The 22373-nt window shown below is 73.2% G+C and carries 18 protein-coding genes; 10 read left to right on the top strand and 8 right to left on the bottom strand.

Annotated features, from left to right (window positions below):
* Positions 1–68 precede the first annotated feature (68 nt).
* The 7 genes from QC282_RS01415 (at position 69) to lgt (ending at position 5963) form a co-directional block, all read left to right on the top strand.
* Complete coding sequence (locus QC282_RS01415; protein WP_279547272.1) at positions 69–548, top strand: DUF2752 domain-containing protein; 480 nt, start codon at positions 69–71, stop codon at positions 546–548.
* 172 nt (positions 549–720) lie between these two features.
* The gene (gene trpC / locus QC282_RS01410) at positions 721–1530 is read left to right on the top strand and encodes an indole-3-glycerol phosphate synthase TrpC (protein WP_279547271.1); all 810 of its coding nucleotides are present in this window, start codon (positions 721–723) and stop codon (positions 1528–1530) included.
* A 21-nt stretch (positions 1531–1551) separates the two neighbouring features.
* The gene (trpM, locus tag QC282_RS01405) at positions 1552–1725 is read left to right on the top strand and encodes a tryptophan biosynthesis modulator TrpM (RefSeq protein WP_279547270.1); all 174 of its coding nucleotides are present in this window, start codon (positions 1552–1554) and stop codon (positions 1723–1725) included.
* A 131-nt stretch (positions 1726–1856) separates the two neighbouring features.
* Positions 1857–3140: a tryptophan synthase subunit beta gene (gene trpB / locus QC282_RS01400; RefSeq protein WP_279547269.1), complete on the top strand. Its 1284-nt coding sequence runs from the start codon at positions 1857–1859 to the stop codon at positions 3138–3140.
* Positions 3137–3952, top strand: a complete 816-nt coding sequence (gene trpA / locus QC282_RS01395) for a tryptophan synthase subunit alpha (RefSeq protein WP_279547268.1) — start codon at positions 3137–3139, stop codon at positions 3950–3952. Before trpB ends, trpA begins: the two co-directional genes overlap by 4 nt.
* 109 nt (positions 3953–4061) lie before the next feature.
* Positions 4062–4838, top strand: a complete 777-nt coding sequence (locus tag QC282_RS01390) for a thioredoxin domain-containing protein (RefSeq protein WP_279547267.1) — start codon at positions 4062–4064, stop codon at positions 4836–4838.
* Between the two features lie 111 nt (positions 4839–4949).
* Positions 4950–5963 (top strand): prolipoprotein diacylglyceryl transferase, encoded by a 1014-nt coding sequence (lgt, locus tag QC282_RS01385; RefSeq protein ID WP_279547266.1) that lies wholly within the window; start codon positions 4950–4952, stop codon positions 5961–5963.
* Between the two features lie 72 nt (positions 5964–6035).
* Here lgt and QC282_RS01380 read toward each other — a convergent pair whose 3' ends face one another.
* From QC282_RS01380 to QC282_RS01355, 6 genes are read right to left on the bottom strand one after another with little or no spacing between them, the layout of a single operon-like run.
* Positions 6036–6851, bottom strand: a complete 816-nt coding sequence (locus QC282_RS01380) for a CoA ester lyase (RefSeq protein ID WP_279547265.1) — start codon at positions 6849–6851, stop codon at positions 6036–6038.
* Entirely contained in the window at positions 6848–8077 is a 1230-nt protein-coding gene (locus QC282_RS01375) for a CoA transferase (RefSeq protein ID WP_279547264.1), read from the bottom strand. Before QC282_RS01375 ends, QC282_RS01380 begins: the two co-directional genes overlap by 4 nt.
* Complete coding sequence (locus QC282_RS01370; protein WP_279547263.1) at positions 8074–9441, bottom strand: ADP-ribosylglycohydrolase family protein; 1368 nt, start codon at positions 9439–9441, stop codon at positions 8074–8076. Before QC282_RS01370 ends, QC282_RS01375 begins: the two co-directional genes overlap by 4 nt.
* Complete coding sequence (locus tag QC282_RS01365) at positions 9429–10604, bottom strand: ADP-ribosylglycohydrolase family protein (protein ID WP_279547262.1); 1176 nt, start codon at positions 10602–10604, stop codon at positions 9429–9431. Before QC282_RS01365 ends, QC282_RS01370 begins: the two co-directional genes overlap by 13 nt.
* Before the next feature lie 7 nt (positions 10605–10611).
* Positions 10612–11928 (bottom strand): ADP-ribosylglycohydrolase family protein, encoded by a 1317-nt coding sequence (locus QC282_RS01360; protein WP_279547261.1) that lies wholly within the window; start codon positions 11926–11928, stop codon positions 10612–10614.
* Positions 11925–12929: an ADP-ribosylglycohydrolase family protein gene (locus QC282_RS01355; RefSeq protein WP_279547260.1), complete on the bottom strand. Its 1005-nt coding sequence runs from the start codon at positions 12927–12929 to the stop codon at positions 11925–11927. The genes QC282_RS01360 and QC282_RS01355 overlap by 4 nt, the downstream gene beginning before the upstream one ends.
* Positions 12930–13199: 270 nt before the next feature.
* Here QC282_RS01355 and QC282_RS01350 point away from each other — a divergent pair, with 270 nt between their 5' ends.
* The 3 genes from QC282_RS01350 (at position 13200) to QC282_RS01340 (ending at position 20347) form a co-directional block, all read left to right on the top strand.
* Positions 13200–13931 (top strand): VIT1/CCC1 transporter family protein, encoded by a 732-nt coding sequence (locus QC282_RS01350; protein WP_279547259.1) that lies wholly within the window; start codon positions 13200–13202, stop codon positions 13929–13931.
* A gap of 367 nt (positions 13932–14298) precedes the next feature.
* Positions 14299–18891 (top strand): glutamate synthase large subunit, encoded by a 4593-nt coding sequence (gltB, locus tag QC282_RS01345; protein WP_279547258.1) that lies wholly within the window; start codon positions 14299–14301, stop codon positions 18889–18891.
* Positions 18884–20347, top strand: coding sequence for a glutamate synthase subunit beta (locus QC282_RS01340; RefSeq protein WP_279547257.1), 1464 nt, complete (start codon positions 18884–18886; stop codon positions 20345–20347). Before gltB ends, QC282_RS01340 begins: the two co-directional genes overlap by 8 nt.
* 180 nt (positions 20348–20527) lie before the next feature.
* Here QC282_RS01340 and QC282_RS01335 read toward each other — a convergent pair whose 3' ends face one another.
* Both QC282_RS01335 and QC282_RS01330 read right to left on the bottom strand, forming a co-directional pair.
* Positions 20528–21433 (bottom strand): chitosanase, encoded by a 906-nt coding sequence (locus QC282_RS01335; RefSeq protein WP_279547256.1) that lies wholly within the window; start codon positions 21431–21433, stop codon positions 20528–20530.
* Complete coding sequence (locus tag QC282_RS01330) at positions 21430–22359, bottom strand: rhomboid family intramembrane serine protease (RefSeq protein ID WP_279547255.1); 930 nt, start codon at positions 22357–22359, stop codon at positions 21430–21432. Before QC282_RS01330 ends, QC282_RS01335 begins: the two co-directional genes overlap by 4 nt.
* Positions 22360–22373 lie beyond the last annotated feature (14 nt).

Genomic DNA, 22373 nt, shown 5'->3' with positions numbered 1-22373 from the left:
TCGCCGAGGGGCGGACCCGGACCCACGGGCCCGTCCCTCACGCGCGTCCGCGCCCCGCGCGGGGCACAATGCGGGACGTGGAAACCGACAGCCCGCGCACGACGGACGTCCAGCACCCGGCGGCCCGGACGACGGGCCCGCCGCCCCCGCGTCCCGTGCTGCGCCGGCTCGCCGCACCCGCCGGGGCCCTCGCGGCCGTCGCCGGCGCCTTCGCGTACGTCGGCACGGTCGACCCGAACGAGCCCGGCCACTACCCGGCCTGCCCGCTGCTCCGGTTCACCGGCATCTACTGCCCCGGCTGCGGAGGGCTGCGCAGCGCGCACGCCGTCGTCCATGGCGACCTCGCGGCGGCGCTCCAGGCCAACGCGCTCGCCGTCGCCGGCTATCTGTTCTGCGCGGTGCTGTGGACCGTCTGGGTGGTCCGCGCGGCGCGCGGCCGGCCGTTCCGGCTCGACCCGGGGCCGGTCCACCTGTGGACCGCGGGGACATTGCTGCTGGTCTTCACGGTGGTCCGCAACCTGCCGTTCGGCGGCTGGCTGCACCCCTGATTGATTCCCACATGTCCAGTTTCTGGGACCGACGTCAACCGGATGCGAGACCGGGGCCGCCCTGCGGATACCATCGCAATGACCACCGGTTTCGCCCAGCGGTTCGCCCGGGAGGCGAGGACGGTGGCGCAAGCCCACCGTTTTGACCAACCGCTGGAAGGGGGCCGCTCGCGTGAGTGTGCTCGACGAGATCATCGACGGAGTCCGTGCCGACCTCGCGGAGCGGCAGGCGCGCGTCAGCCTCGACGAGCTCAAGGAGCGCGCGGCGAAGGCCCCCGCGGCCAAGGACGGCGTCGCGGCCCTGCGCGGCGACGGCGTCAAGGTCATCTGTGAGGTGAAGCGGTCCAGCCCCTCCAAGGGCGCGCTCGCCGCGATCGCCGACCCCGCCGGGCTCGCCGCGGACTACGAGGCGGGCGGCGCGGCCGTCATCTCCGTGCTCACCGAGCAGCGCCGCTTCGGCGGCTCGCTGGCCGACCTGGAGGCGGTCCGCGCGCGCGTGGACATCCCCCTGCTGCGCAAGGACTTCATCGTCACGTCGTACCAGCTGTGGGAGGCGCGCGCGTACGGCGCCGACCTCGCGCTGCTGATCGTCGCGGCCCTCGACCAGTCCGCCCTGGAGTCCCTCATCGAGCGTGCCGAGTCCATCGGGCTCACGCCGCTCGTCGAGGTGCACGACGAGGAGGAGGTCGACCGGGCGGTGGACGCGGGCGCCAAGGTGATCGGCGTCAACGCCCGCAACCTCAAGACCCTGGAGGTCGACCGCGGCACCTTCGAGCGGGTCGCCCCGGAGATCCCCGCCCACATCGTCAAGGTCGCCGAGTCCGGCGTCCGCGGCCCGCACGACCTCATCGCGTACGCCAACGCCGGCGCCGACGCGGTCCTGGTCGGCGAGTCCCTCGTCACCGGCCGCGACCCGAAGGCGGCCGTCTCCGACCTGGTCGCGGCGGGCGAGCACCCCGCGCTGCGGCACGGACGCGGCTGACACCCCGCTAGGCTTGCCCCGATGACGCTCCCCATCACCCTGACGACCCGGGACCCGCACGCCCGCCTCGCGCGCGGCTGCCGGCCCCGGGGCTGCCGCGCGCCCGCACGCCGGGTGCACGGCCGGCGGGTGCGGTACGTCATCGGTGACGAACCCGGGCAGGTCAACGGAAGGCGATGGCAGCGCCCCTTCTAGGGGCGCGGGGCTCTGTTCGATGCGCGGCCGCCGCCGCGCGGGCGCGACAAGCCACACCTGGTCCGCAGCCGCCGGACGACCTCGGCCCCCACGGCGATTTCGCATCCACAAGCTCACCGTGAGGTATCCGCATGCCCAGCGAGTTCTTCATTCCTGACCCGGGGGGTCGGATTCCCAGCGCCGAGGGCTACTTCGGCGCGTTCGGCGGCAAGTTCATCCCGGAGGCGCTCGTCGCCGCCGTGGACGAGGTCGCCGTCGAGTACGACAAGGCCAAGGCCGACCCCGAGTTCGCCCGCGAGCTCGACGACCTGCTCGTCAACTACACCGGCCGCCCGAGCGCCCTCACCGAGGTGCCCCGGTTCGCCGAACACGCCGGCGGCGCCCGCGTCTTCCTCAAGCGCGAGGACCTCAACCACACCGGCAGCCACAAGATCAACAACGTGCTCGGCCAGGCCCTGCTCACCAAGCGCATGGGCAAGACGCGCGTGATCGCCGAGACCGGAGCGGGCCAGCACGGCGTCGCCACGGCCACGGCCTGCGCGCTGTTCGGGCTCGAATGCACCATCTACATGGGCGAGATCGACACCCAGCGGCAGGCGCTCAACGTCGCCCGCATGCGCATGCTGGGCGCCGAGGTCGTCGCCGTGAAGTCCGGCAGCCGCACCCTGAAGGACGCCATCAACGAAGCGTTCCGCGACTGGGTCGCCAACGTCGACCACACGCACTACCTGTTCGGCACCGTCGCCGGCCCGCACCCCTTCCCGGCGATGGTCCGCGACTTCCACCGCGTCATCGGCGTCGAGACCCGCCGCCAGCTCCTGGAGCGCGCCGGACGGCTGCCCGACGCCGCGGTCGCCTGCGTCGGCGGCGGCTCCAACGCGATCGGCCTGTTCCACGCCTTCATTCCCGACGAGGGCGTCCGGCTGATCGGCTGCGAGCCCGCGGGACACGGCGTCGAGACCGGCGAGCACGCCGCGACCCTCACCGCCGGCGAGCCCGGCATCCTGCACGGCTCCCGCTCCTACGTCCTCCAGGACGACGAGGGCCAGATCACCGAGCCGTACTCGATCTCGGCCGGTCTGGACTACCCGGGCATCGGCCCCGAGCACTCCTACCTGAAGGACACCGGACGCGGCGAGTACCGCGCGGTCACCGACGACGCGGCCATGCGGGCGCTGCGTCTGCTGTCGCGCACCGAAGGCATCATCCCGGCCATCGAGAGCGCGCACGCGCTGGCCGGCGCCCTGGAGGTCGGCCGGGAACTCGGCGCGGACGGCCTGATCGTGGTCAACCTGTCCGGGCGAGGCGACAAGGACATGGACACCGCCGCGCGGTACTTCGGCCTGTACGACACCGACGCCGAGGTGGCCGCCGACGCGGCCGACACCGCCGAGATCGAGGGGGACGCCAAGTGAGCGGGAACATCCGGCTGCTGAACGACACCCTCGCGGCGGCGAAGGCCGAGGGACGTGCGGCGCTCATCGCCTACCTGCCCGCCGGTTTCCCGACCGTCGACGGCGGCATCGAGGCCGTCAAGGCGGCGCTGGAGGGCGGAGCGGACGTCGTCGAGGTGGGCCTGCCGCACAGCGACCCGGTCCTCGACGGCCCCGTCATCCAGACCGCCGACGACATCGCCCTGCGCGGCGGTGTGCGGATCGCCGACGTGATGCGGACGGTCCGCGAGGCCCATGCCGCCACCGGCAAGCCGATCCTGGTCATGACGTACTGGAACCCCATTGACCGCTACGGCGTCGAGCGCTTCACCGCCGAGCTCGCCGAGGCGGGCGGCGCGGGCTGCATCCTGCCGGACCTGCCCGTGCAGGAGTCGGAGCTGTGGCGCGAGCACGCCGAGAAGCACGGGCTCGCCACGGTCTTCGTGGTCGCGCCCAGCAGCAAGGACGAACGGCTCGCGAAGATCACCGCGGCCGGCAGCGGCTTCGTCTACGCCGCCTCCCTGATGGGCGTCACCGGCACCCGGGAGACGGTCAGCTCGCAGGCCCAGGACCTGGTGCGGCGCACGCGTGCCACCACCGACCTGCCCGTCTGCGTCGGCCTCGGCGTCTCCAACCCCACCCAGGCCGCCGAGGTCGCGCGCTTCGCCGACGGCGTCATCGTCGGCTCGGCGTTCGTGAAGCGGATGCTGGACGCGCCGGACGACGCGGCCGGCGTCGAGGGCGTCCGGGCACTCGCCGGCGACCTCGCGAAGGGCGTGCGCGGACAGGCGTAGGGCCCGCGCCGGAAGGCGTGGCGGACGGAAACCGTCCTACGGGTCCCTCGTACGGGTGGACCTGGGACCGGGGAGGCGCGGTGCGCCTCCCCGGTTCGTTCTGCGGGGTGTGAGCGAGAAGAACCGAGAGGCAAAGCGCACCGCCCGGGAGCGGCTGGCGGTCGAGCGCGAGAAGCAGAAGGCCGCCGAGAAGCGACGGCGTGCGCTCATCGTGGGCGCCGCCGTGGTCGGCGTCCTGGGACTGGCGGCGGTGATCGGCGTCGTTGCGGCGAACGCGGGCAAGGACGACGGCGGCGAGTCGGCGGGCCCGGTGGTGGTGCCGTCCGGGGCGCAGGGCAAGGACGGCCTCGCCATCCCGGTCGGCAAGGAGAGCGCCAGCTCGACGCTCACCGTCTGGGAGGACTTCCGCTGCCCGGCCTGCAAGGGTTTCGAGCAGGCGTACCGCTCGACGATCCACGAGCTGACGGCGGCCGGCCAGCTGAAGGTGAACTACCACCTGGCCACGATCATCGACGGCAACATGGGCGGCACGGGTTCGCGCACCGCGGCCAACGCGGCGGCGTGCGCGCAGGACGCCGGCAAGTTCACCGAGTACCACGACGTGCTCTACGACAGCCAGCCGCAGGAGGCCGACGACGCCTTCGCGGACACCGCCAAGCTGCTCGACCTGGCGGGCAAGGTGGAGGGCCTGGACACGGCCGAGTTCCGCAAGTGCGTCGAGGACGGCACGCACAACAGCTGGGTGGCCAAGTCCAACGAGGCCTTCTCCAAGGGCGGCTTCACGGGCACGCCGACCGTGCTGCTGAACGGCAAGAACATCTACCAGGACCAGACGATGACACCGGCGAAGCTGAAGCAGATGGTGCAGCAGGCCGCGAAGGGCTGAGGGACGGGCCCGGCCTGTTTCGACTCCGCCTGTTTCGTCCGCGCCCGTTATGGAGCCGTAGCCGGTCCGGCCGCCGAGGGCGCGGCCCGGCACGGTAGCGTCGACCCTGCCATGGAACTTGCCTACATTCCCAGCCCGTCGCGCGGGGTGCTGTACCTCGGCCCCGTCCCGCTGCGCGGCTACGCGTTCTGCATCATCATCGGCGTCTTCCTCGCCGTCTGGCTCGGCGGCAGGCGCTGGGTCGCCCGCGGCGGCCGGGTCGGCACGGTTGCGGACATCGCGGTCTGGGCCGTGCCGTTCGGCCTGGTCGGCGGCCGGCTCTACCACGTGATCACGGACTACCAGCTGTACTTCAGCGAGGGCCGTGACTGGGTCGACGCCTTCAAGATCTGGGAGGGCGGCCTCGGCATCTGGGGCGCGATCGCCCTCGGCGCGGTCGGCGCGTGGATCGGCTGCCGGCGCCGGGGCATCCCGCTGCCGGCGTACGCCGACGCCGTCGCCCCGGGCATCGCGCTCGCGCAGGCCATGGGGCGCTGGGGCAACTGGTTCAACCAGGAGCTGTACGGCCGTCCGACCGATCTGCCGTGGGCGGTGGAGATCACGTCGTCCGCGGACGGCCGGGTGCCGGGCACGTACCACCCGACGTTCCTGTACGAGTCGCTGTGGTGCATCGGTGTCGCGCTGCTCGTCATCTGGGCCGACCGCCGCTTCCGGCTCGGCCACGGCCGGGCGTTCGCGCTGTACGTCGCCGCGTACTGCGTGGGCCGGTTCTGGATCGAGTACATGCGCGTCGACGACGCCCACCACATCCTGGGCCTGCGGCTGAACAACTGGACCGCGCTGCTCGTCTTCCTGCTCGCGGTGCTCTACATCGTCGTGTCGGCGAAGAAGCGGCCCGGCCGGGAGGCCGTGGTGGAGCCGGCGGCGGAGAGCGCCGACGCCGACGGCGACGGTGACGCCGAGGAGTCCTCCGCCACGGCCGCCGCGGCCGGGGAGACCGACGCGGAGACGAAGACCGACGGCAAGTCCGACGGCGAGTCCGACGCGGTGGAGGACGCCGCCGCCGCCGACGACGTGGACGATGTGAAGGACGAGACCGAGGCGGAGCCGACGAAGAAGGCGTGACGCCCGGCAGTACGACGACGAGGGCGCCCGGAATTCTCCGGGCGCCCTCGTCGTGTGCGCGGCGGGCGCCGCTCAGCGCCGGCGGGACAGCGCCAGTGTGCGCCGGGCGGCCGTGACCACCGCCGCGTCCACGAAGCGGCCGTCCGGCAGGGCCTGCGCGCCCTCTTCCTGGGCCGCCGCCTTGACGACCGTCTCCGCCTGCTCGATCTCCTGCTGCGTGGGCAGATACGCCCGTTCGATCACCGGGAGCTGACGCGGGTGGACGGCGGCCCGGCCCCAGAAGCCCAGGGCGCGGCCACGTGCGCACGACGCGACCAGTCCTTCCAGGTCACGGGTGTCCGGGTGCACCGACTGGGGCGGTGGGGCGAGCCCGGCCGCCCGCGCCGCGACGACCACCCGGGAGCGGGGCCAGTCGAGACCCGCGTCGTCCCGTACGCCCAGGTCGGCCCGCAGGTCCGCCTCGCCGAGCGCGATGCCGCGCAGCGCGGGGTGGCAGGAGGCGACGGCGAAGGCGTGCTCGACGCCGATGGCTGTTTCCAGCAGGGCGTACAACGGGAGTTCGCCGGTGAGCAGTGCCGCCCGGACCACGTCCGAGGGGCGTGCCACCTTCGGCAGCCGCACCCCGCCGAGGCCCGGAGCCGGGGCGAGTGCCGTCAGGTCGGCCGGGCCCCACGGGCTGTCGAGGGCGTTGACCCGGACGTGGACCGGGACCGGCCGCGGGTCGCTCAGCAGCTCGGCGGTGGCGTCGCGGGCGTAGGCCTTGCGGTCCGGGGCGACGGCGTCCTCCAGGTCCACGACGACCACGTCCGCCCCGGCCGTCAGGGCCTTGGCGACCACGTGCGGCCGGTCGCCGGGGGCGTAGAGCCAGGTCAGCGGCGTGTCCGTCACAGCGCTCCCTCCGTGCGCAGCGCTGCCAACTCGGCCGGGGTGAGGCCCAGTTCGGTGAGCACCTCGTCGGTGTCGGTGCCGTGCGGACGGCCCGCCCAGCGGATCGCGCCGGGCGTGGCCGACAGCCGGAACAGCACGTTCTGCATGCGCAGCGGGCCCAGTTCCGGGTCGTCCACGGTGGTGACGGAGTCCAGCGCCTGGTACTGCGGGTCCGTCAGCACGTCCCGGACGTCCTGCACGGGCGCCACCGCCGCCTCCGCCTTCTCGAACGCGGCGAGGACATCGGTGCGGGAGTGCCGGGCGATCCAGTCGCCCACCGCCGTGTCGAGGACGTCGGCGTGCGCGGCCCGGCCGGCGCCCGTCGCGAACCACGGCTCGTCGATCAGCTCGGGCCTGCCGACCAGGTGCATCACGCGCTCGGCGATGGACTGCGCGGAGGTGGACACGGCGACCCAGTCGCCGTCGGCGGTGCGGTAGGTGTTGCGCGGGGCGTTGTTCGCGGAGCGGTTGCCGGTGCGTTCCTGGACGTGGCCGAGCTGGTCGTACCAGGTGGGCTGCGGGCCCAGCACGGTCAGGATCGGCTCGATGATCGCCATGTCGACCACCTGCCCCTCGCCGGTGCGGTCCCGGGCGGCGAGCGCGGCCATGACGGCGTAGGCGGTGGCCAGACCGGCGATGGAGTCGGCGAGGCCGAACGGCGGGAGCGTCGGCGGCGCGTCCGGTTCGCCGGTGATCGCGGCGAAGCCGCTCATCGCCTCGGCGAGGGTGCCGAAGCCGGGCCGGTGCGCGTACGGGCCGAACTGGCCGAAGGCGGTGACCCGGGCGAGCACCAGGCGGGGGTTGGCGGCGGACAGCTCGGGCCAGCCGAGGTCCCATTTCTCCAGGGTGCCGGGGCGGAAGTTCTCGATGACGACGTCCGCCCCGGCGGCGAGCCGGAGGAGCGTGTCGCGGCCGCCGGGCCTGGACAGGTCGAGCGTGATGGTGCGCTTGTTGCGGCCGAGCACCTTCCACCACAGGCCGACGCCGTCCTTGGACGGGCCGTGGCCCCGGGACGGGTCGGGTTTCCTCGGGTGCTCGACCTTGACGACCTCGGCGCCGAAGTCGCCGAGCAGGGTCGCGGCGAGCGGTCCGGCGAAGAGGGTCGCGAGGTCGAGGACGCGCAGGCCGGTCAGCGGGGCGTCGGGCGGTGTGCCGGGCGTGCTGCCTGTCGTGGCGGTGGCCGTCATGGGCGGGTGGCCTCCTGGTGGGTGAGGTGGGCGAGGGTGTCGAAGCCGGTGCCGTCGAAGTCGCCGACGGAGGTGGCCAGCCGGTTCTTCAGGGGCGCGGTCCAGCGGTCGGGCAGGGCGGCGGGGGCGCCCGCGAGGAGCCCGGCGACGCACCCCGCGGTCGCGCCGACCGAGTCGGTGTCCCAGCCGCCGGACACCGCCCGGCAGACCGAGCCGGAGAAGTCGCCGTCGGCGTGGGTGAGCGCGGCGGCGACCAGGGCGGTGTTGGGCACGGCGTGCACCCAGTGGTGGGTCGCGTCGTAAGTGGCGTGCAGGCGGTCCACCACCTCGTCGAAGTCCTCGTGGGACCCGGCGAGCCGGACGGCCTCCCGGACCGCGCCGGCCAACCGGGAGCCGGGCGGGACGACCGCGAGGCCGGTGCGCAGACAGGCGTGCACGTTGTGGTCGCCGGTCGCGGCGGTGGCGACGACGGCCGCCGTGAACATCGCCGCGTACACGCCGTTGGCGGTGTGCGTGAGGGTGGCGTCGCGGTGCGCCTGCTCGGCCGCCGCGCCCGGGTCGCCGGGGTTGGTCCAGCCGTGCACGTCGGCGCGGATCAGGGCGCCGATCCACTCGCGGAACGGGTTGCGGTGCCGGGCGGTCAGCGGAGGTTCGAGGCCGGTCAGCAGATTGCGGTACGCGACACGCTCCGCGGTGAAGGTGCGGCCCGCGGGGAGTTCGTCCAGCCAGAGGCGGGCCACGTCGGCGGTCGTGAAGGACCTGCCGTGGCGGCGCAGCAACAGCAGGTTGAGGACCGGGTAGTTGAGGTCGTCGTCCTCGGGCATGCCGTCGATGTTCTCGGCGAGACCGGTGGCGGCCGAGCGGCGGTTCCAGGGGTGCGCGGCGAGGAGTTCCGCCGGGACACCGCGGGCCGTGAACCAGGTGGTCAGGGGCCAGTTGCCGGTGGCGCGGGCGAGGGCACGGATGGCGTCGAGGGGCAGTTTCTCGACGGGCTTGCCCAGCAGACAGCCCGCCGCGCGGCCCAGCCAGGCGGCCTCCAGCCGGTCGCGCAGCCCGGCGTCCGGACGCCCGGCCGCGCGGCCCGGCCAGTCGGGGCACAGCGCCCTGATCCGCGCCAGGTCCGTCGGTTCGCTGTCGGCCAGCCTGCTCGGCAGGTCGGCGAGCTCGTCCAGCAGGTCGTTCGCCAGCCGCCGCAGATAGCCGGAGACCGGCCGCTCGGAGGCGCCGGCGCGTACGGGAGCCTCCGGGCCGCCCGCCGACCGCCACCGCTCGGCGATCACCGAGGCCTCGCGGCCGTCCAGCTCCGCCTGCCGCAACTCGTGCCCGATCAGGTCCTCGGGCTGCACCCACGTCAGGCGGAGCATTCCGGCCCCCCGAACTCCGCGAACGCCCGCTCGTGCGCCCGGCGCCGGTCGACGTCCCGCGCGAAGACCTCCCGCGTCACCTCGGTGAGCGCCCGGGGCGGTTCCCACAGGTCCAGGCGGCTGGCCTCGGCGACCGTCTTCGCCCAGTCCTCCGGGACGGCGGAGCCCAGCGCGCCCGCGACGGCCCCGGCCATGGTCGCGATGGAGTCGCAGTCGCGCCCGTAGTTCACCGCGCCCAGCACCGCGTGCCGCCAGTCGCCGCGCGCGACGACCAGCATGCCGAGCGCGACGGGGAGTTCCTCGATGGCGTGCAGCCGGGACGGGCGCCGGGCGCCCAGCGACGGCGAGCGGTAGTCCGGGCCCACCGTGTCGTACGGGGCCACCGCCTCCCGCAGCGGGACCAGCGCCGACTCGAAGTCCGTGTACCGGGCGGCCACTTCGCAGACCCGCTCGATCGCCGCCCGCGTGCCGTCCTTCGCCAGGGCCAGGCAGGCCGCCACCACCGAGTCCGGTGTCGCGCCCGGCGTGGCCGCCGCCGCGACCGCGGCCGCGAAGACGCCCGCCGCCTCCCTGCCGTACGACGACTGGTGCGCGCCCGCCACGTCCAGGGCCTCTGCGTAGGCGCCCGCCGGGTTCGCCGCGTTGACCAGGCCGACCGGGGCCATGTACATCGCCGCGCCGCAGTTGACGATGTTGCCGGTGCCGGCCTCGCGCGGGTCGACGTGGCCGTAGTGCAGGCGGGCCACGAGCCACTTCTCCGCGAGGAAGATCCGCTGGAGGGGCAGCGCCTCGGCCTCCAGTTCCGGGATCCAGCGCGGCTGCGTCATCAGGTCCGGCACCAGGTGGTCGGCGACCGCGTACGCGTCGAGATGGTCGCGGACCCGCGTGTACACCCGGATCAGCGCGTGCGTCATCAAGGTGTCGTCGGTGACGTGGCCGTCGCCCTTGTGGTACGGGGCGATGGGGCGGGCGGTGCGCCAGGCGTCGCCGTTCCAGGGGCCGACGATGCCGTGCACCCGGCCGCCGTGCCGCTGCAGGATCTGGTCGGGGGAGTAGCCCTCGACGGGGCCGCCGAGCGCGTCGCCGACGGCCGCGCCGACGAGGGCGCCGGTGATCCGGTCCTCCAGAACCGCCTCGCGGTTTTCTTCTCCTTTGGGCGTCATGCCCGAATCATCCTCCTGGAAGGGCCGGTTGTACGGCTTCCAGGAGTTCGGCGAGTTCCACCAGGTCGGTGCCGGTCAGGCGGGGCAGGGCGCAGCCGGACAGCGTGCGGCAGGTCTCCCGCCAGGACGCGGGGATCGCGGCGCCGCCGCCGAGCGCGCCGGTCAGGGCACCGGCCAGGGCCGGGGCGGAGTCCGCGACCCGGGACAGACAGGCCGCCGCCGGTACCGCCTCCGCGATCCTGCCGCGTGCGGCGCCGGCCAGGGCGAGGGCGACCGGGACGGTCTCGGCGGCGGCGATGCCGTAGCTGTAGACGTGGTCGACGATCTGGTGCTCAAGGCGCGGTACGAGGTCGAAGGCGCCGTCGGCGTCCCGGGCGAGCGCGAGGGCGTGCCGGGCGTTGCGCCCGATCTCCGTCGACTCGGGCAGCTCGGCGAGCGCGGCCGACACGCACGCGGTCACGTCCGCGCCGACGAGGGCGCACGCGACGGCCGCCGCCATGGCCCGAGCGCCGTGCACGCCGTCGCCGTCCTGGGTGTAGCGGGCGTCGAACTCGGCGAGGCCGGCGGCGCTGCGCGGGTCGCCGGGGTGGGCGACGGCCAGGACGCAGGCCCGCACGCAGGCGGCGTCGTCGAAGAAGTGCGGGTTGTCGTGGCCGGAGGCGGGCGGGCGCAGGCCGGTCGCGAGGTTGCCGAGGCCGGCCCGCACGGAGATACGGGCGCGCAGCGGGAGCACCGCCGACTCGACCTCGGGGGCGCGTTCGGCGGCGGCGGCGACCTCGGCGGCGACCGCGTTCCACGTGAGGTCGATGGCGGCGCGGGTGCGGCGTTCCCGGCTGAGGTCGCCGAGCGCGCCGTCGTCCCCGGCCCGCAGCACGGCCTCGGCCGCGAACGCCGCCCACTCGGCGTCGTCGGAGGGGCCGAGGCGCAGGGGTTCCGGGGGCTGGTTGAGGGCGATCGGGACGGGGAGGGTGGTGGTCGCGTTGTGCTCCGCGAAGGTGTCCAGCTCCCGGGTCAGGCGCCGGGTCCACTCGGGCATGCGGGCGGCGCGGTGGCGGGCGGCGGGCCAGCCGGCGGCGTCGCCCGCGGCCAGGCCGAGGAGGAGGCCCTCGACCCGGCGGTGGCGCGTCCCGGCCTCGGCTCCGCCTTCGGCCGGCAGTCCCGCTTTCCCACCCGCGCGCCCCGCGCGCCATTCGTCGCCGGACGCGGCTGGCGCCTGAGGAGGGCTCCCGCCGTCGGGGGGTGCGGGTGGTGTGAGGGGGAGCTGGTCGGGGTGGGCGGGTGCGGGGGATGTCTGGGAGGCGTCCCACGGGGCCGGTGGGGTCATGGCGTCACCTCCGGGGTCAGCAGGTCCGCCACGTCCAGCACATGGTGGCCCGCCATCGCCGGGAGGCAGCTGCCGCGGGCCGGGCCGATGGCCGCGGCCCACAGGGCCGGGACGGCCGAGGCCCCCCGGGTCGCGCCGGCCAGGGCGCCCGCCACGGCCGCCGTGGTGTCGGCGTCGCGGCCCATGTTCACGGCCGTCAGGACCGCCCCCTCGAAATCACCGTCGGCCGCCGCGTACGCGCCGAACGCCAGGGCGACCGCCTCGGGTGCCAGGTCGGTCCACGGGTAGCCGCCGATGACGACCGCGGAGCGGACCGCTCGTTCGCCGCGGTGGGCCACGGCCACGGCCCGGCGCAGGGAGCGCGCCGTCCACGAGTCGTCCGGCAGTACCGCGAGCGCCGAGGCCACCACCGCCATCGTCGGCGCGCCCGCCATCGCCGCCGCGACTCCGGCCGCCACCGCCTGGCCGCCGTAGATGCCCTCGCCGTCGTGGCTGACCGAGCCGTCGATCGCGACCAGCCGGGCGGCCTCGGCGGGGCGGCCCGCCGCGAACACCCCGAACGGCGCCGCGCGCATGGCGAGCCCGTCGCTCCAGGCGTGCCGGTGCTGCGCCGAGATCGGTGCCACGAGCCCTCGGCGCAGGTTCTCCAGCGTGCCCCGCTCGCTGAACCCGGCGCCCCTGAACGGGCCTTCGTCGCGGTCGGCGATCCACTCGTGCCAGGCCGCCTCCACATGGGCCGGGGTGAGCGCCGACCCGTGCCGGGCCAGCAGCAGTCCGGAGAAGATCGCGTACTCGGTGTCGTCCGTGCCGGCCGGGGTGTCCGCGACGTACCCGGTGATGCGGCCCCAGCGGGCGCGGATCTCGGAGGGCAACATGTTCTCGGCCGGTGCGCCGAGCGCGTCGCCGACGGCGAGACCCAGCAGCGCGCCGCGCGCCCGTTCGCGGAGTTCGGCGGCGTCCCCGGCCGCCGGGACGGGGGGACTGCAGGCGATCGATGCCATACGCGGGCTCTCCTCCCAGGGGTGCCTCGCAGGGGCGCCCGAGGGCGCGGAACCCCTTTGCGGAACTGTCCCCGGTGCGGCCTCCCGCGCAGCCTCACCCGCCTCAGCATCACCCGGTCGACATCTGTGCGAGAGCCTCCACGCATGAGCGCCGGAGGTAAAACCGCAGGTTAGCCCAGCCTTTCCTTGCTGGCAGAGCGGAAATGAACGGCGTACCTTTGCTGTTGTCGAAAAGTAGAACTCGTCCAAAGAGGCTTTTGGGGGACCGGTATGGCCATCATCGAGACCGAGGCGGCGCTGCACGAGGCGCACCGCGACAACCACACGCACCGGGATGTCAACGGCGGCTGGCTGCGTCCCGCCGTCTTCGGTGCAATGGACGGTCTGGTCTCCAACCTCGCCCTGATGACCGGCGTCGCGGGCGGTTCGGCAGGCCAGCAGACCATCGTCCTGAGCGGCCTCGCGGGACTGGCCGCCGGCGCCTTCTCGATGGCGGCCGGCGAGTACACCTCCGTCGCCTCCCAGCGCGAGCTCGTCGAGGCCGAGCTGGACGTCGAGCGCCGTGAGCTGCGCAAGCACCCGAAGGACGAGGAGGCCGAGCTCGCCGCGCTCTACGCGGCCCGCGGCGTCGAACCGGGGCTCGCCCGCGAGGTGGCCCGGCAGTTGTCGAAGGACCCCGAGCAGGCCCTGGAGATCCACGCCCGCGAGGAACTCGGCATCGACCCCGGCGACCTGCCCTCCCCGCTGGTCGCGGCCGTGTCGTCGTTCGGCTCGTTCGCGCTCGGCGCCCTGCTGCCCGTGCTGCCGTACCTGCTCGGCGCGACCGCGCTGTGGCCCGCCGTGCTGCTCGCGCTGGCCGGGCTGTTCCTGTGCGGCGCGGTCGTGGCCAAGGTGACGACGCGGACCTGGTGGTACAGCGGACTGCGGCAACTCGCCCTGGGCGGCGCGGCGGCCGGTGTGACGTACGCCCTGGGCGCGATGTTCGGAACGGTCGTAGGATAGTGCGGCTCCTACTTATGCGAGGGACCGCATAAGTAGCCGTTACTCGCTGGTTTCGAATGCTTAACCACCGGGCATGAGCCGTAAGCGCTGTGGGCAATGACGCCTGCCGCGCACCCGCGGGGCGGGCGACGCCGCCCGAACCGCCCCCGGGCCGACGGACATCGATCTGTCCGCATCGGCCCCCACAGCCTCCGCCGCCCGGCGCGGACCCACCCGCCGCGACCCCGCGGCGTCCGCATGTTGGAACGGAGTATCCGGTTCCCGAGAGCCGCTCCATCATGTAACCTGCACGAAATTTTGCACTCACGCAGAGGGCCAACGTCGTCCCTCGGCACTGCACATGCCACTGACGACGACGGGAGAGCCGATGCGTACGCCGCGCCAGCCGTCCCAGCATTCCGCGAATGGCCAGAACTGGTCGTTCATGGATGCTCGCCCTGCTGCGCAGGGTATGTACGACCCCCGCAACGAGCACGACGCCTGCGGCGTCGGCTTCGTCGCCACCCTCACCGGCGAGGCGTCCCACGCGCTGGTCGACCAGGCGCTGACGGTGCTGCGCAACCTGGAACACCGCGGTGCCACCGGCTCCGAGCCGGACTCCGGCGACGGCGCGGGCATCCTCTCCCAGGTCCCCGACGCGTTCTTCCGCGAGGTGGCCGGATTCGAACTGCCCGAGGCCGGTGCCTACGCGGTCGGCATCGCCTTCCTGCCCGAGGACTCCCTCGCCGACGCCGTCTCACGTATCGAGACGATCGCCGCCGACGAGGGCCTGACCGTCCTCGGCTGGCGCGAGGTCCCGACCGCGCCCCAGCTGCTCGGCGCCACCGCCCGCTCCACGATGCCCGCCTTCCGCCAGATCTTCGTGTCCGACGGCCGGAGCAAGGGCATCGACCTCGACCGCAAGGCGTTCGTGCTGCGCAAGCGCGCCGAGCGCGAGGCCGGCGTGTACTTCCCGTCGCTGTCCGCGCGGACCATCGTCTACAAGGGCATGCTGACCACCGGCCAGCTCGAACCCTTCTTCCCGGACCTGTCCGACCGCCGCTTCGCCTCCGCGATCGCGCTCGTGCACTCCCGGTTCTCGACCAACACCTTCCCGTCGTGGCCGCTGGCGCACCCGTACCGCTTCGTCGCGCACAACGGTGAGATCAACACCGTCAAGGGCAACCGCAACTGGATGGCCGCCCGCGAGTCGCAGCTGGTCTCCGACCTGTTCGGCGACCGCGACCTCGAGCGCGTCTTCCCGATCTGCACGCCCGACGCCTCCGACTCCGCGTCCTTCGACGAGGTGCTCGAACTGCTGCACCTGGGCGGGCGTTCGCTGCCGCACTCCGTGCTGATGATGATCCCGGAGGCGTGGGAGAACCACGACTCCATGGACCCCACCCGGCGCGCCTTCTACCAGTTCCACTCCACGATGATGGAGCCCTGGGACGGCCCCGCCTGCGTCACCTTCACCGACGGCACCCAGGTCGGCGCCGTGCTCGACCGCAACGGCCTGCGCCCCGGCCGCTACTGGGTCACCGACGACGGCCTCGTCGTCCTGGGCTCCGAGGTCGGCGTCCTCGACATCGACCCGGCCCGCGTCGTGCGCAAGGGCCGCCTGCAGCCCGGCCGCATGTTCCTCGTGGACACCGCCGAGCACCGCATCATCGAGGACGACGAGATCAAGGCGGAGCTCGCCGCCGAGAAGCCGTACGCCGAGTGGCTGGAAGCCGGCGAGATCGAGCTGAGCGACCTGCCCGAGCGCGAGCACATCGTGCACACGCACGCCTCGGTCACCCGCCGCCAGCAGACCTTCGGCTACACGGAGGAGGAGCTGCGCGTCATCCTGGCGCCGATGGCCAAGGCCGGTGCCGAACCGATCGGTTCGATGGGCACCGACTCCCCGATCGCCGCGCTGTCCGACCGCCCGCGCCTCCTCTTCGACTACTTCACGCAGCTGTTCGCGCAGGTCACGAACCCGCCGCTGGACGCCATCCGCGAGGAACTGGTCACCTCCCTGCGCAGCGCGCTCGGCCCGCAGGGCAACCTGCTGGAGCCGACCGCCGCGTCCTGCCGCTCCGTCGTCCTGCCCTTCCCGGTCATCGACAACGACGAGCTGGCCAAGCTCATCCACATCAACGCCGACGGCGACATGCCCGGCTTCAAGGCCGCCACGCTGTCCGGCCTGTACCGGGTGCACGGCGGCGGTGACGCCCTCGCCGCGCGCATCGAGGAGATCTGCGCCGAGGCCGACGCCGCCATCGAGAACGGCGCCCGCCTGATCGTCCTGTCGGACCGCCACTCCGACGCCGAGCACGCGCCGATCCCGTCGCTGCTGCTCACCGCGGCCGTCCACCACCACCTCATCCGCACCAAGCAGCGCACCCAGGTCGGCCTGCTGGTGGAGGCCGGCGACGTCCGCGAGGTCCACCACGTCGCCCTGCTCATCGGCTACGGCGCCGCCGCGGTCAACCCGTACCTGGCGATGGAGTCCGTCGAGGACCTGGTCCGCGCAGGGACGTTCCTGCCCGGCATGGAGCCCGAGAAGGCCATCCGCAACCTGATCTACGCCCTCGGCAAGGGCGTCCTGAAGGTCATGTCCAAGATGGGCATCTCCACCGTGGCCTCCTACCGCGGCGCCCAGGTCTTCGAGGCCGTCGGCCTGGACGACGCCTTCGTCGAGAAGTACTTCAACGGCACCACCACCAAGATCGGCGGCGTCGGCATCGACGTCATCGCCAAGGAGGTCGCCGCCCGGCACGCCAAGGCGTACCCCGCCTCCGGCATCGCTCCCGCGCACCGCGCGCTGGACATCGGGGGCGAGTACCAGTGGCGCCGCGAGGGCGAGCCGCACCTGTTCGACCCGGAGACGGTCTTCCGTCTCCAGCACTCCACGCGCACCGGCCGCTACGACATCTTCAAGAAGTACACCGAGCGCGTGAACGAGCAGTCCGAGCGCCTGATGACGCTGCGCGGCCTGTTCGGCTTCAAGTCCGACCGGAAGCCGATCCCGGTCGAGGAGGTCGAGCCGGCCTCCGAGATCGTCAAGCGCTTCTCGACCGGCGCCATGTCGTACGGCTCCATCTCCAAGGAGGCGCACGAGACCCTCGCCATCGCCATGAACCAGCTGGGCGGCAAGTCCAACACCGGTGAGGGCGGCGAGGACCCGGAGCGGCTGTACGACCCGGCGCGGCGCTCGTCGATCAAGCAGGTCGCCTCCGGCCGCTTCGGCGTCACGTCCGAGTACCTGGTCAACTCCGACGACATCCAGATCAAGATGGCCCAGGGCGCCAAGCCCGGCGAGGGCGGCCAGCTGCCCGGCCACAAGGTCTACCCGTGGGTGGCCAAGACCCGGCACTCGACGCCGGGCGTCGGCCTGATCTCGCCGCCGCCGCACCACGACATCTACTCCATCGAGGACCTGGCCCAGCTGATCCACGACCTGAAGAACGCGAACCCGCAGGCGCGGATCCACGTGAAGCTGGTCTCCGAGGTCGGCGTCGGCACGGTCGCCGCGGGTGTGTCCAAGGCGCACGCGGACGTGGTGCTCATCTCCGGCCACGACGGCGGCACGGGCGCCTCCCCGCTGACCTCGCTGAAGCACGCGGGCGGCCCCTGGGAGCTCGGCCTCGCCGAGACCCAGCAGACGCTGCTGCTCAACGGCCTGCGCGACCGGATCGTGGTGCAGACCGACGGCCAGCTGAAGACCGGCCGTGACGTCGTCATCGCCGCGCTGCTCGGCGCCGAGGAGTTCGGCTTCGCGACCGCGCCGCTGGTCGTCTCCGGCTGCGTCATGATGCGCGTCTGCCACCTGGACACCTGCCCGGTCGGCATCGCCACCCAGAACCCGACCCTGAGGGACCGGTTCTCCGGCAAGGCCGAGTACGTCGTGAACTTCTTCCAGTTCATCGCCGAGGAGGTCCGCGAGATCCTCGCCGAGCTGGGCTTCCGCTCCATCGAGGAGGCCGTCGGCCACGCCGAGAGCCTCGACGTGACCCGCGCGGTCACCCACTGGAAGGCGCAGGGCCTGGACCTGGAGCCGCTGTTCCACGTGCCCGAGCTGCCCGAGGGCGCCGTGCGCCACCAGGTGATCGCGCAGGACCACGGCCTGGAGAAGGCGCTCGACAACGAGCTGATCAGGCTCGCCGCCGACGCGCTGGCCGCCGACTCCGCCACCGACGCCCAGCCGGTGCGCGCCCAGGTCGCCATCCGCAACATCAACCGCACGGTCGGCACCATGCTCGGCCACGAGGTGACGAAGAAGTTCGGCGGCGCGGGCCTGCCCGACGACACCATCGACATCACCTTCACCGGTTCCGCCGGCCAGTCCTTCGGCGCCTTCGTCCCGCGCGGTGTCACGCTGCGCCTGGAGGGCGACGCCAACGACTACGTCGGCAAGGGCCTCTCCGGTGGCCGGATCGTGGTCCGCCCGGACCGCGGCGCCGACCACCTCGCCGAGTACAGCGTCATCGCCGGCAACACCATCGGCTACGGCGCGACCGGCGGCGAGATGTTCCTGCGCGGCAAGGTCGGCGAGCGGTTCTGCGTGCGCAACTCCGGCGCGCTGGTCGTCTCCGAGGGCGTGGGCGACCACGGCTGCGAGTACATGACCGGCGGTCACGCGGTCGTGCTCGGCGAGACGGGCCGCAACTTCGCGGCCGGCATGTCGGGCGGCGTCGCGTACGTCATCGACCTCGACCGGGACAACGTCAACGTCGGCAACCTGGACGCCGTCCGGGCGCTGGACGAGGCCGACAAGCAGTGGCTGCACGACGTGGTCCGCCGGCACCAGGAGGAGACGGGCTCGACCGTCGCCGAGAAGCTGCTCGCCGAGTGGGACACGGCCGCAGAGCGCTTCAGCAAGATCATCCCCAGCACGTACCAGGCAGTGCTCGCCGCCAAGGACGCCGCCGAGCGAGCCGGGCTCTCCGAGTCCGAGACCCACGAGAAGATGATGGAGGCGGCGATCAATGGCTGATCCGAAGGGCTTTCTGAACCACGGCCGCGAGGTCGCCAAGTCCCGCCCGGTCGAGGAGCGCGTCAAGGACTGGAACGAGGTCTACGTCCCCGGCTCCCTGCTGCCGATCATCAGCAAGCAGGCCGGCCGGTGCATGGACTGCGGCATCCCGTTCTGCCACAACGGCTGTCCGCTCGGGAACCTCATCCCCGAGTGGAACGACTACGCCTACCGCGAGGACTGGTCGGCGGCGCAGGAGCGGCTGCACGCCACCAACAACTTCCCGGAGTTCACCGGCCGCCTGTGCCCGGCCCCGTGCGAGTCGGCGTGCGTGCTCGGCATCAACCAGCCGCCGGTCACCATCAAGAACGTCGAGGTCTCCATCATCGACAAGGCGTGGGAGACCGGGGACGTCGCCCCGCAGATCCCCGAGCGCCTGTCGGGCAAGACGGTCGCGGTCGTCGGCTCCGGCCCGGCGGGTCTCGCCGCCGCGCAGCAGCTGACCCGGGCCGGCCACACGGTCGCCGTCTACGAGCGCGCGGACCGCGTCGGAGGTCTCCTGCGGTACGGCATCCCCGAGTTCAAGATGGAGAAGCGGCACATCAACCGCCGTATCGAGCAGATGCGCGCCGAGGGCACCCGCTTCCGCACCGGCATCGAGATCGGCCGCGACCTGAAGGCGACGGACCTGAAGAAGCGGTACGACGCCGTGGTCCTGGCCGTCGGCGCCACCACCGCGCGCGACCTGCCCGTGCCCGGCCGCGAGCTCAAGGGCATCCACCAGGCCATGGAGTACCTGCCGCTGGCCAACAAGGTGCAGGAGGGCGACTACGTGGCGCCCCCGATCACGGCCGAGGGCAAGCACGTCGTGGTCATCGGCGGCGGCGACACCGGCGCCGACTGCGTGGGCACCGCCCACCGCCAGGGCGCGGCGTCCGTCACGCAGCTGGAGATCATGCCCCGCCCGAACGACGACCGCGACCCGGTCTCCCAGCCGTGGCCGACCTTCCCGATGCTGTACAAGGTCACCTCGGCGCACGAGGAGGGCGGCGAGCGGGTCTACTCCGTCTCCACCACCCACTTCGAGGGCGACGAGGACGGCAACGTCCAGTGGCTGCACCTGACCGAGGTGGAGTTCGTCGGCGGGAAGCTGACCCCGAAGCCGGGCACCGAGCGCAAGATCCCCGCCCAGCTGGTCACCCTCGCGATGGGCTTCACGGGCACCGACCACGAGAACGGCCTCGTGGACCAGTTCGGCCTGGAGCTCGACGAGCGCGGCAACATCGCCCGCGACGCCGAGTACCAGACCAACGTGCCGGGCGTGTTCGTCGCCGGTGACGCCGGCCGCGGCCAGTCCCTCATCGTGTGGGCGATCGCGGAGGGCCGCTCGGCCGCCCGCGGCGTGGACCGCTTCCTGACCGGCGCGAGCGAGCTGCCGGCCCCGATCCGTCCGACGGACCGCGCCCTGATGGTGTGAGCCGCCGGATGACAAAGGTGACCTGACGGTCATTCATAAGCGTCCCGTACAACGGCGTACGGAACACTGACGGCGCCTGCCTCTCTGTCCCCGACCGGACGACCTGGCAGGCGCCGCCGCTTTGCCCCACGACGGTCAGGGGATGCGGGGTCAAGGGATGCGGGGTCAAGGGATGCGGGGTCAGGGGATGCGGTACGTCTCCCCGTACACCGCCCACGTCAGCGGCGGGTCCAGCGTCAGGTTGCCCTCGCGCAGGAAGCGGCGCTGGGCTGTGTCGACGCGGGAGGTGTCGGCGCCCGGCTCCTTCGCCAGCATGGCGGCCCGGCGCACGTCGAGGAACGCCTCCAGGTAGGCCTTCTCGTTGCCGCCCTCGCCCGGTGTCTTCGCCGTGCGCAGGGCCTGCTCGCGCATGCCGTAGAAGCCCTCGGGGCTCGCGTCCGGTCCGTGGAAGACCATCGCGTCGTAGTACACGAACTGGCCGAGCGTGCCGAGGCCGTCGAGCTTGGCCATGCGGACCGCCGGGTCGAAGTAGACCCGGTCGCGCTCGGCCTCCTGGGCGGCGCGGAACGCCGGTTTCCGCGACTCGGCCTGCCAGGCGGCCGTGAAGCCCGGGTCCAGCCCTTCGTGGGAGTCCGTGCCGTCGACCGCGCGCAGCGCGGGCAGGTAGGCGGCCAGGCCGTTGTCCGGGTGGTCCGCGGTGTAGCTCTCGACGAGGGTGAGCAGGTCGTGGGTGCCGGTGCAGAAGCCGGCGATGCCGGCGGTGTAGCCGACGCCGTCGCCGAGGTCCTCGATGGAGCCGTAGGTCTCGCGCCAGCGCAGCGTCGAGTTCTCGGCGCTCGCCAGGATCTGCTGGGCGAGCTCCTTCTTCGCCGGGTCGGCCAGGCCCGGCGGGCGGCTCGCGACCAGCGCGTCGTCCTTGGCCCGCTCCGACTCGGCGCGCTCCTTGGCCGCCTCGCGGGCGTTGGGGGAGGCCGACACGGCGGGGCCCGCCGGCGCGTCGCCGGACCCGCCCGGCCCCAGCAGGTACACGGCCGCCGTCGCGACCACGGGTACGGCCGCGAGCCACACCACACCGGAACGCTTCACTGGGGGGCACCTCCGCCGGTCAGTTCACTCACCTTGGCCACCGTCAGGACCACGAACAGCGCCAGCAGCGCCAGACCGGCCCCCGCCTGCACGAACACCCGGCGCCCGTCCCGGGGCGCGTAGGCGTACGCGAACGCCACCGCGCCGCCCGCCAGCAGTCCGCCCAGGTGTCCCTGCCAGGACGTGAGCCCGGCCGACAGCAGCAGCCACAGCAGCAGGAACGCCATGAACCGGTTGACGGCGGCCATGTCGGCGCCGACGCGGCGGGCCAGCACGTAGTAGGCGGCGCCCAGGCCGAAGATCCCGCCCGAGGCGCCCAGGAAGACCTGCCCGGCGTCGGCGGCGAGCAGTTCCAGCACCGCGCCGCCCAGCGCCGCCAGCAGGTACAGCGCCAGGTAACGGACCCGGCCCAGCTGGATCTCCACGACCCGGCCGAGCTGCCACAGCGCGAGCATGTTCAGCACGACGTGCGCGAGCCCGAACGTGCCCTCCGTCGGCTCCAGGTGCAGGAAGGCGCTGGTGAGCATCCGGTACCACTCACCCGCGGCGACGCCCTCGGCGTGGAAGTCCGCCGGGAACCCCGGCTGGTACACGTAGCGGCCCCCGTCCGGCCCGACCAGCCGGGCGCCGACCATCGCGAACCGGTCCACGATCTCCGGACGCACCACCTCCGCGAGGTAGGCGACGACGTTCAGCGCGATGAGGACGTAGGTCACGACGGGCACGGTCGAGATCCGGCCGCCGACCACGGTGCGGGCCTGCCGCACCGACCGCGAGCCCTCCCTCACGCACTCCGGGCACTGGTGGCCGACGGCCGCCTCGCGCATGCAGCCCGGGCAGATGAACCGCTCGCAGCGCGTGCAGCGGACGTAGCACTCCACCTCGGGATGGCGGTAGCAGGTGGTGACGGCGGACTCGGGATCCACGGGCCGGCTCCTCG

Source organism: Streptomyces sp. DH24 (genome assembly GCF_029813775.1).
Taxonomy (GTDB): domain Bacteria; phylum Actinomycetota; class Actinomycetes; order Streptomycetales; family Streptomycetaceae; genus Streptomyces.
This window is presented reverse-complemented; position numbering and strand designations above follow the sequence as displayed.

Bases quoted from the DNA above. Each gene is read 5' to 3' on its own strand.
- QC282_RS01415 (WP_279547272.1), top strand. From the start codon at position 69: ATGCGGGACGTGGAAACCGACAGCCCGCGCACGACGGACGTCCAGCAC.
- trpM (WP_279547270.1), top strand. From the start codon at position 1,552: ATGACGCTCCCCATCACCCTGACGACCCGGGACCCGCACGCCCGCCTC.
- trpB (WP_279547269.1), top strand. From the start codon at position 1,857: ATGCCCAGCGAGTTCTTCATTCCTGACCCGGGGGGTCGGATTCCCAGC.
- lgt (WP_279547266.1), top strand. From the start codon at position 4,950: ATGGAACTTGCCTACATTCCCAGCCCGTCGCGCGGGGTGCTGTACCTC.
- QC282_RS01375 (WP_279547264.1), bottom strand. From the start codon at position 8,077: ATGACGGCCACCGCCACGACAGGCAGCACGCCCGGCACACCGCCCGAC.
- QC282_RS01370 (WP_279547263.1), bottom strand. From the start codon at position 9,441: ATGCTCCGCCTGACGTGGGTGCAGCCCGAGGACCTGATCGGGCACGAG.
- QC282_RS01365 (WP_279547262.1), bottom strand. From the start codon at position 10,604: ATGACGCCCAAAGGAGAAGAAAACCGCGAGGCGGTTCTGGAGGACCGG.
- QC282_RS01360 (WP_279547261.1), bottom strand. From the start codon at position 11,928: ATGACCCCACCGGCCCCGTGGGACGCCTCCCAGACATCCCCCGCACCC.
- QC282_RS01355 (WP_279547260.1), bottom strand. From the start codon at position 12,929: ATGGCATCGATCGCCTGCAGTCCCCCCGTCCCGGCGGCCGGGGACGCC.
- QC282_RS01350 (WP_279547259.1), top strand. From the start codon at position 13,200: ATGGCCATCATCGAGACCGAGGCGGCGCTGCACGAGGCGCACCGCGAC.
- gltB (WP_279547258.1), top strand. From the start codon at position 14,299: ATGCGTACGCCGCGCCAGCCGTCCCAGCATTCCGCGAATGGCCAGAAC.
- QC282_RS01340 (WP_279547257.1), top strand. From the start codon at position 18,884: ATGGCTGATCCGAAGGGCTTTCTGAACCACGGCCGCGAGGTCGCCAAG.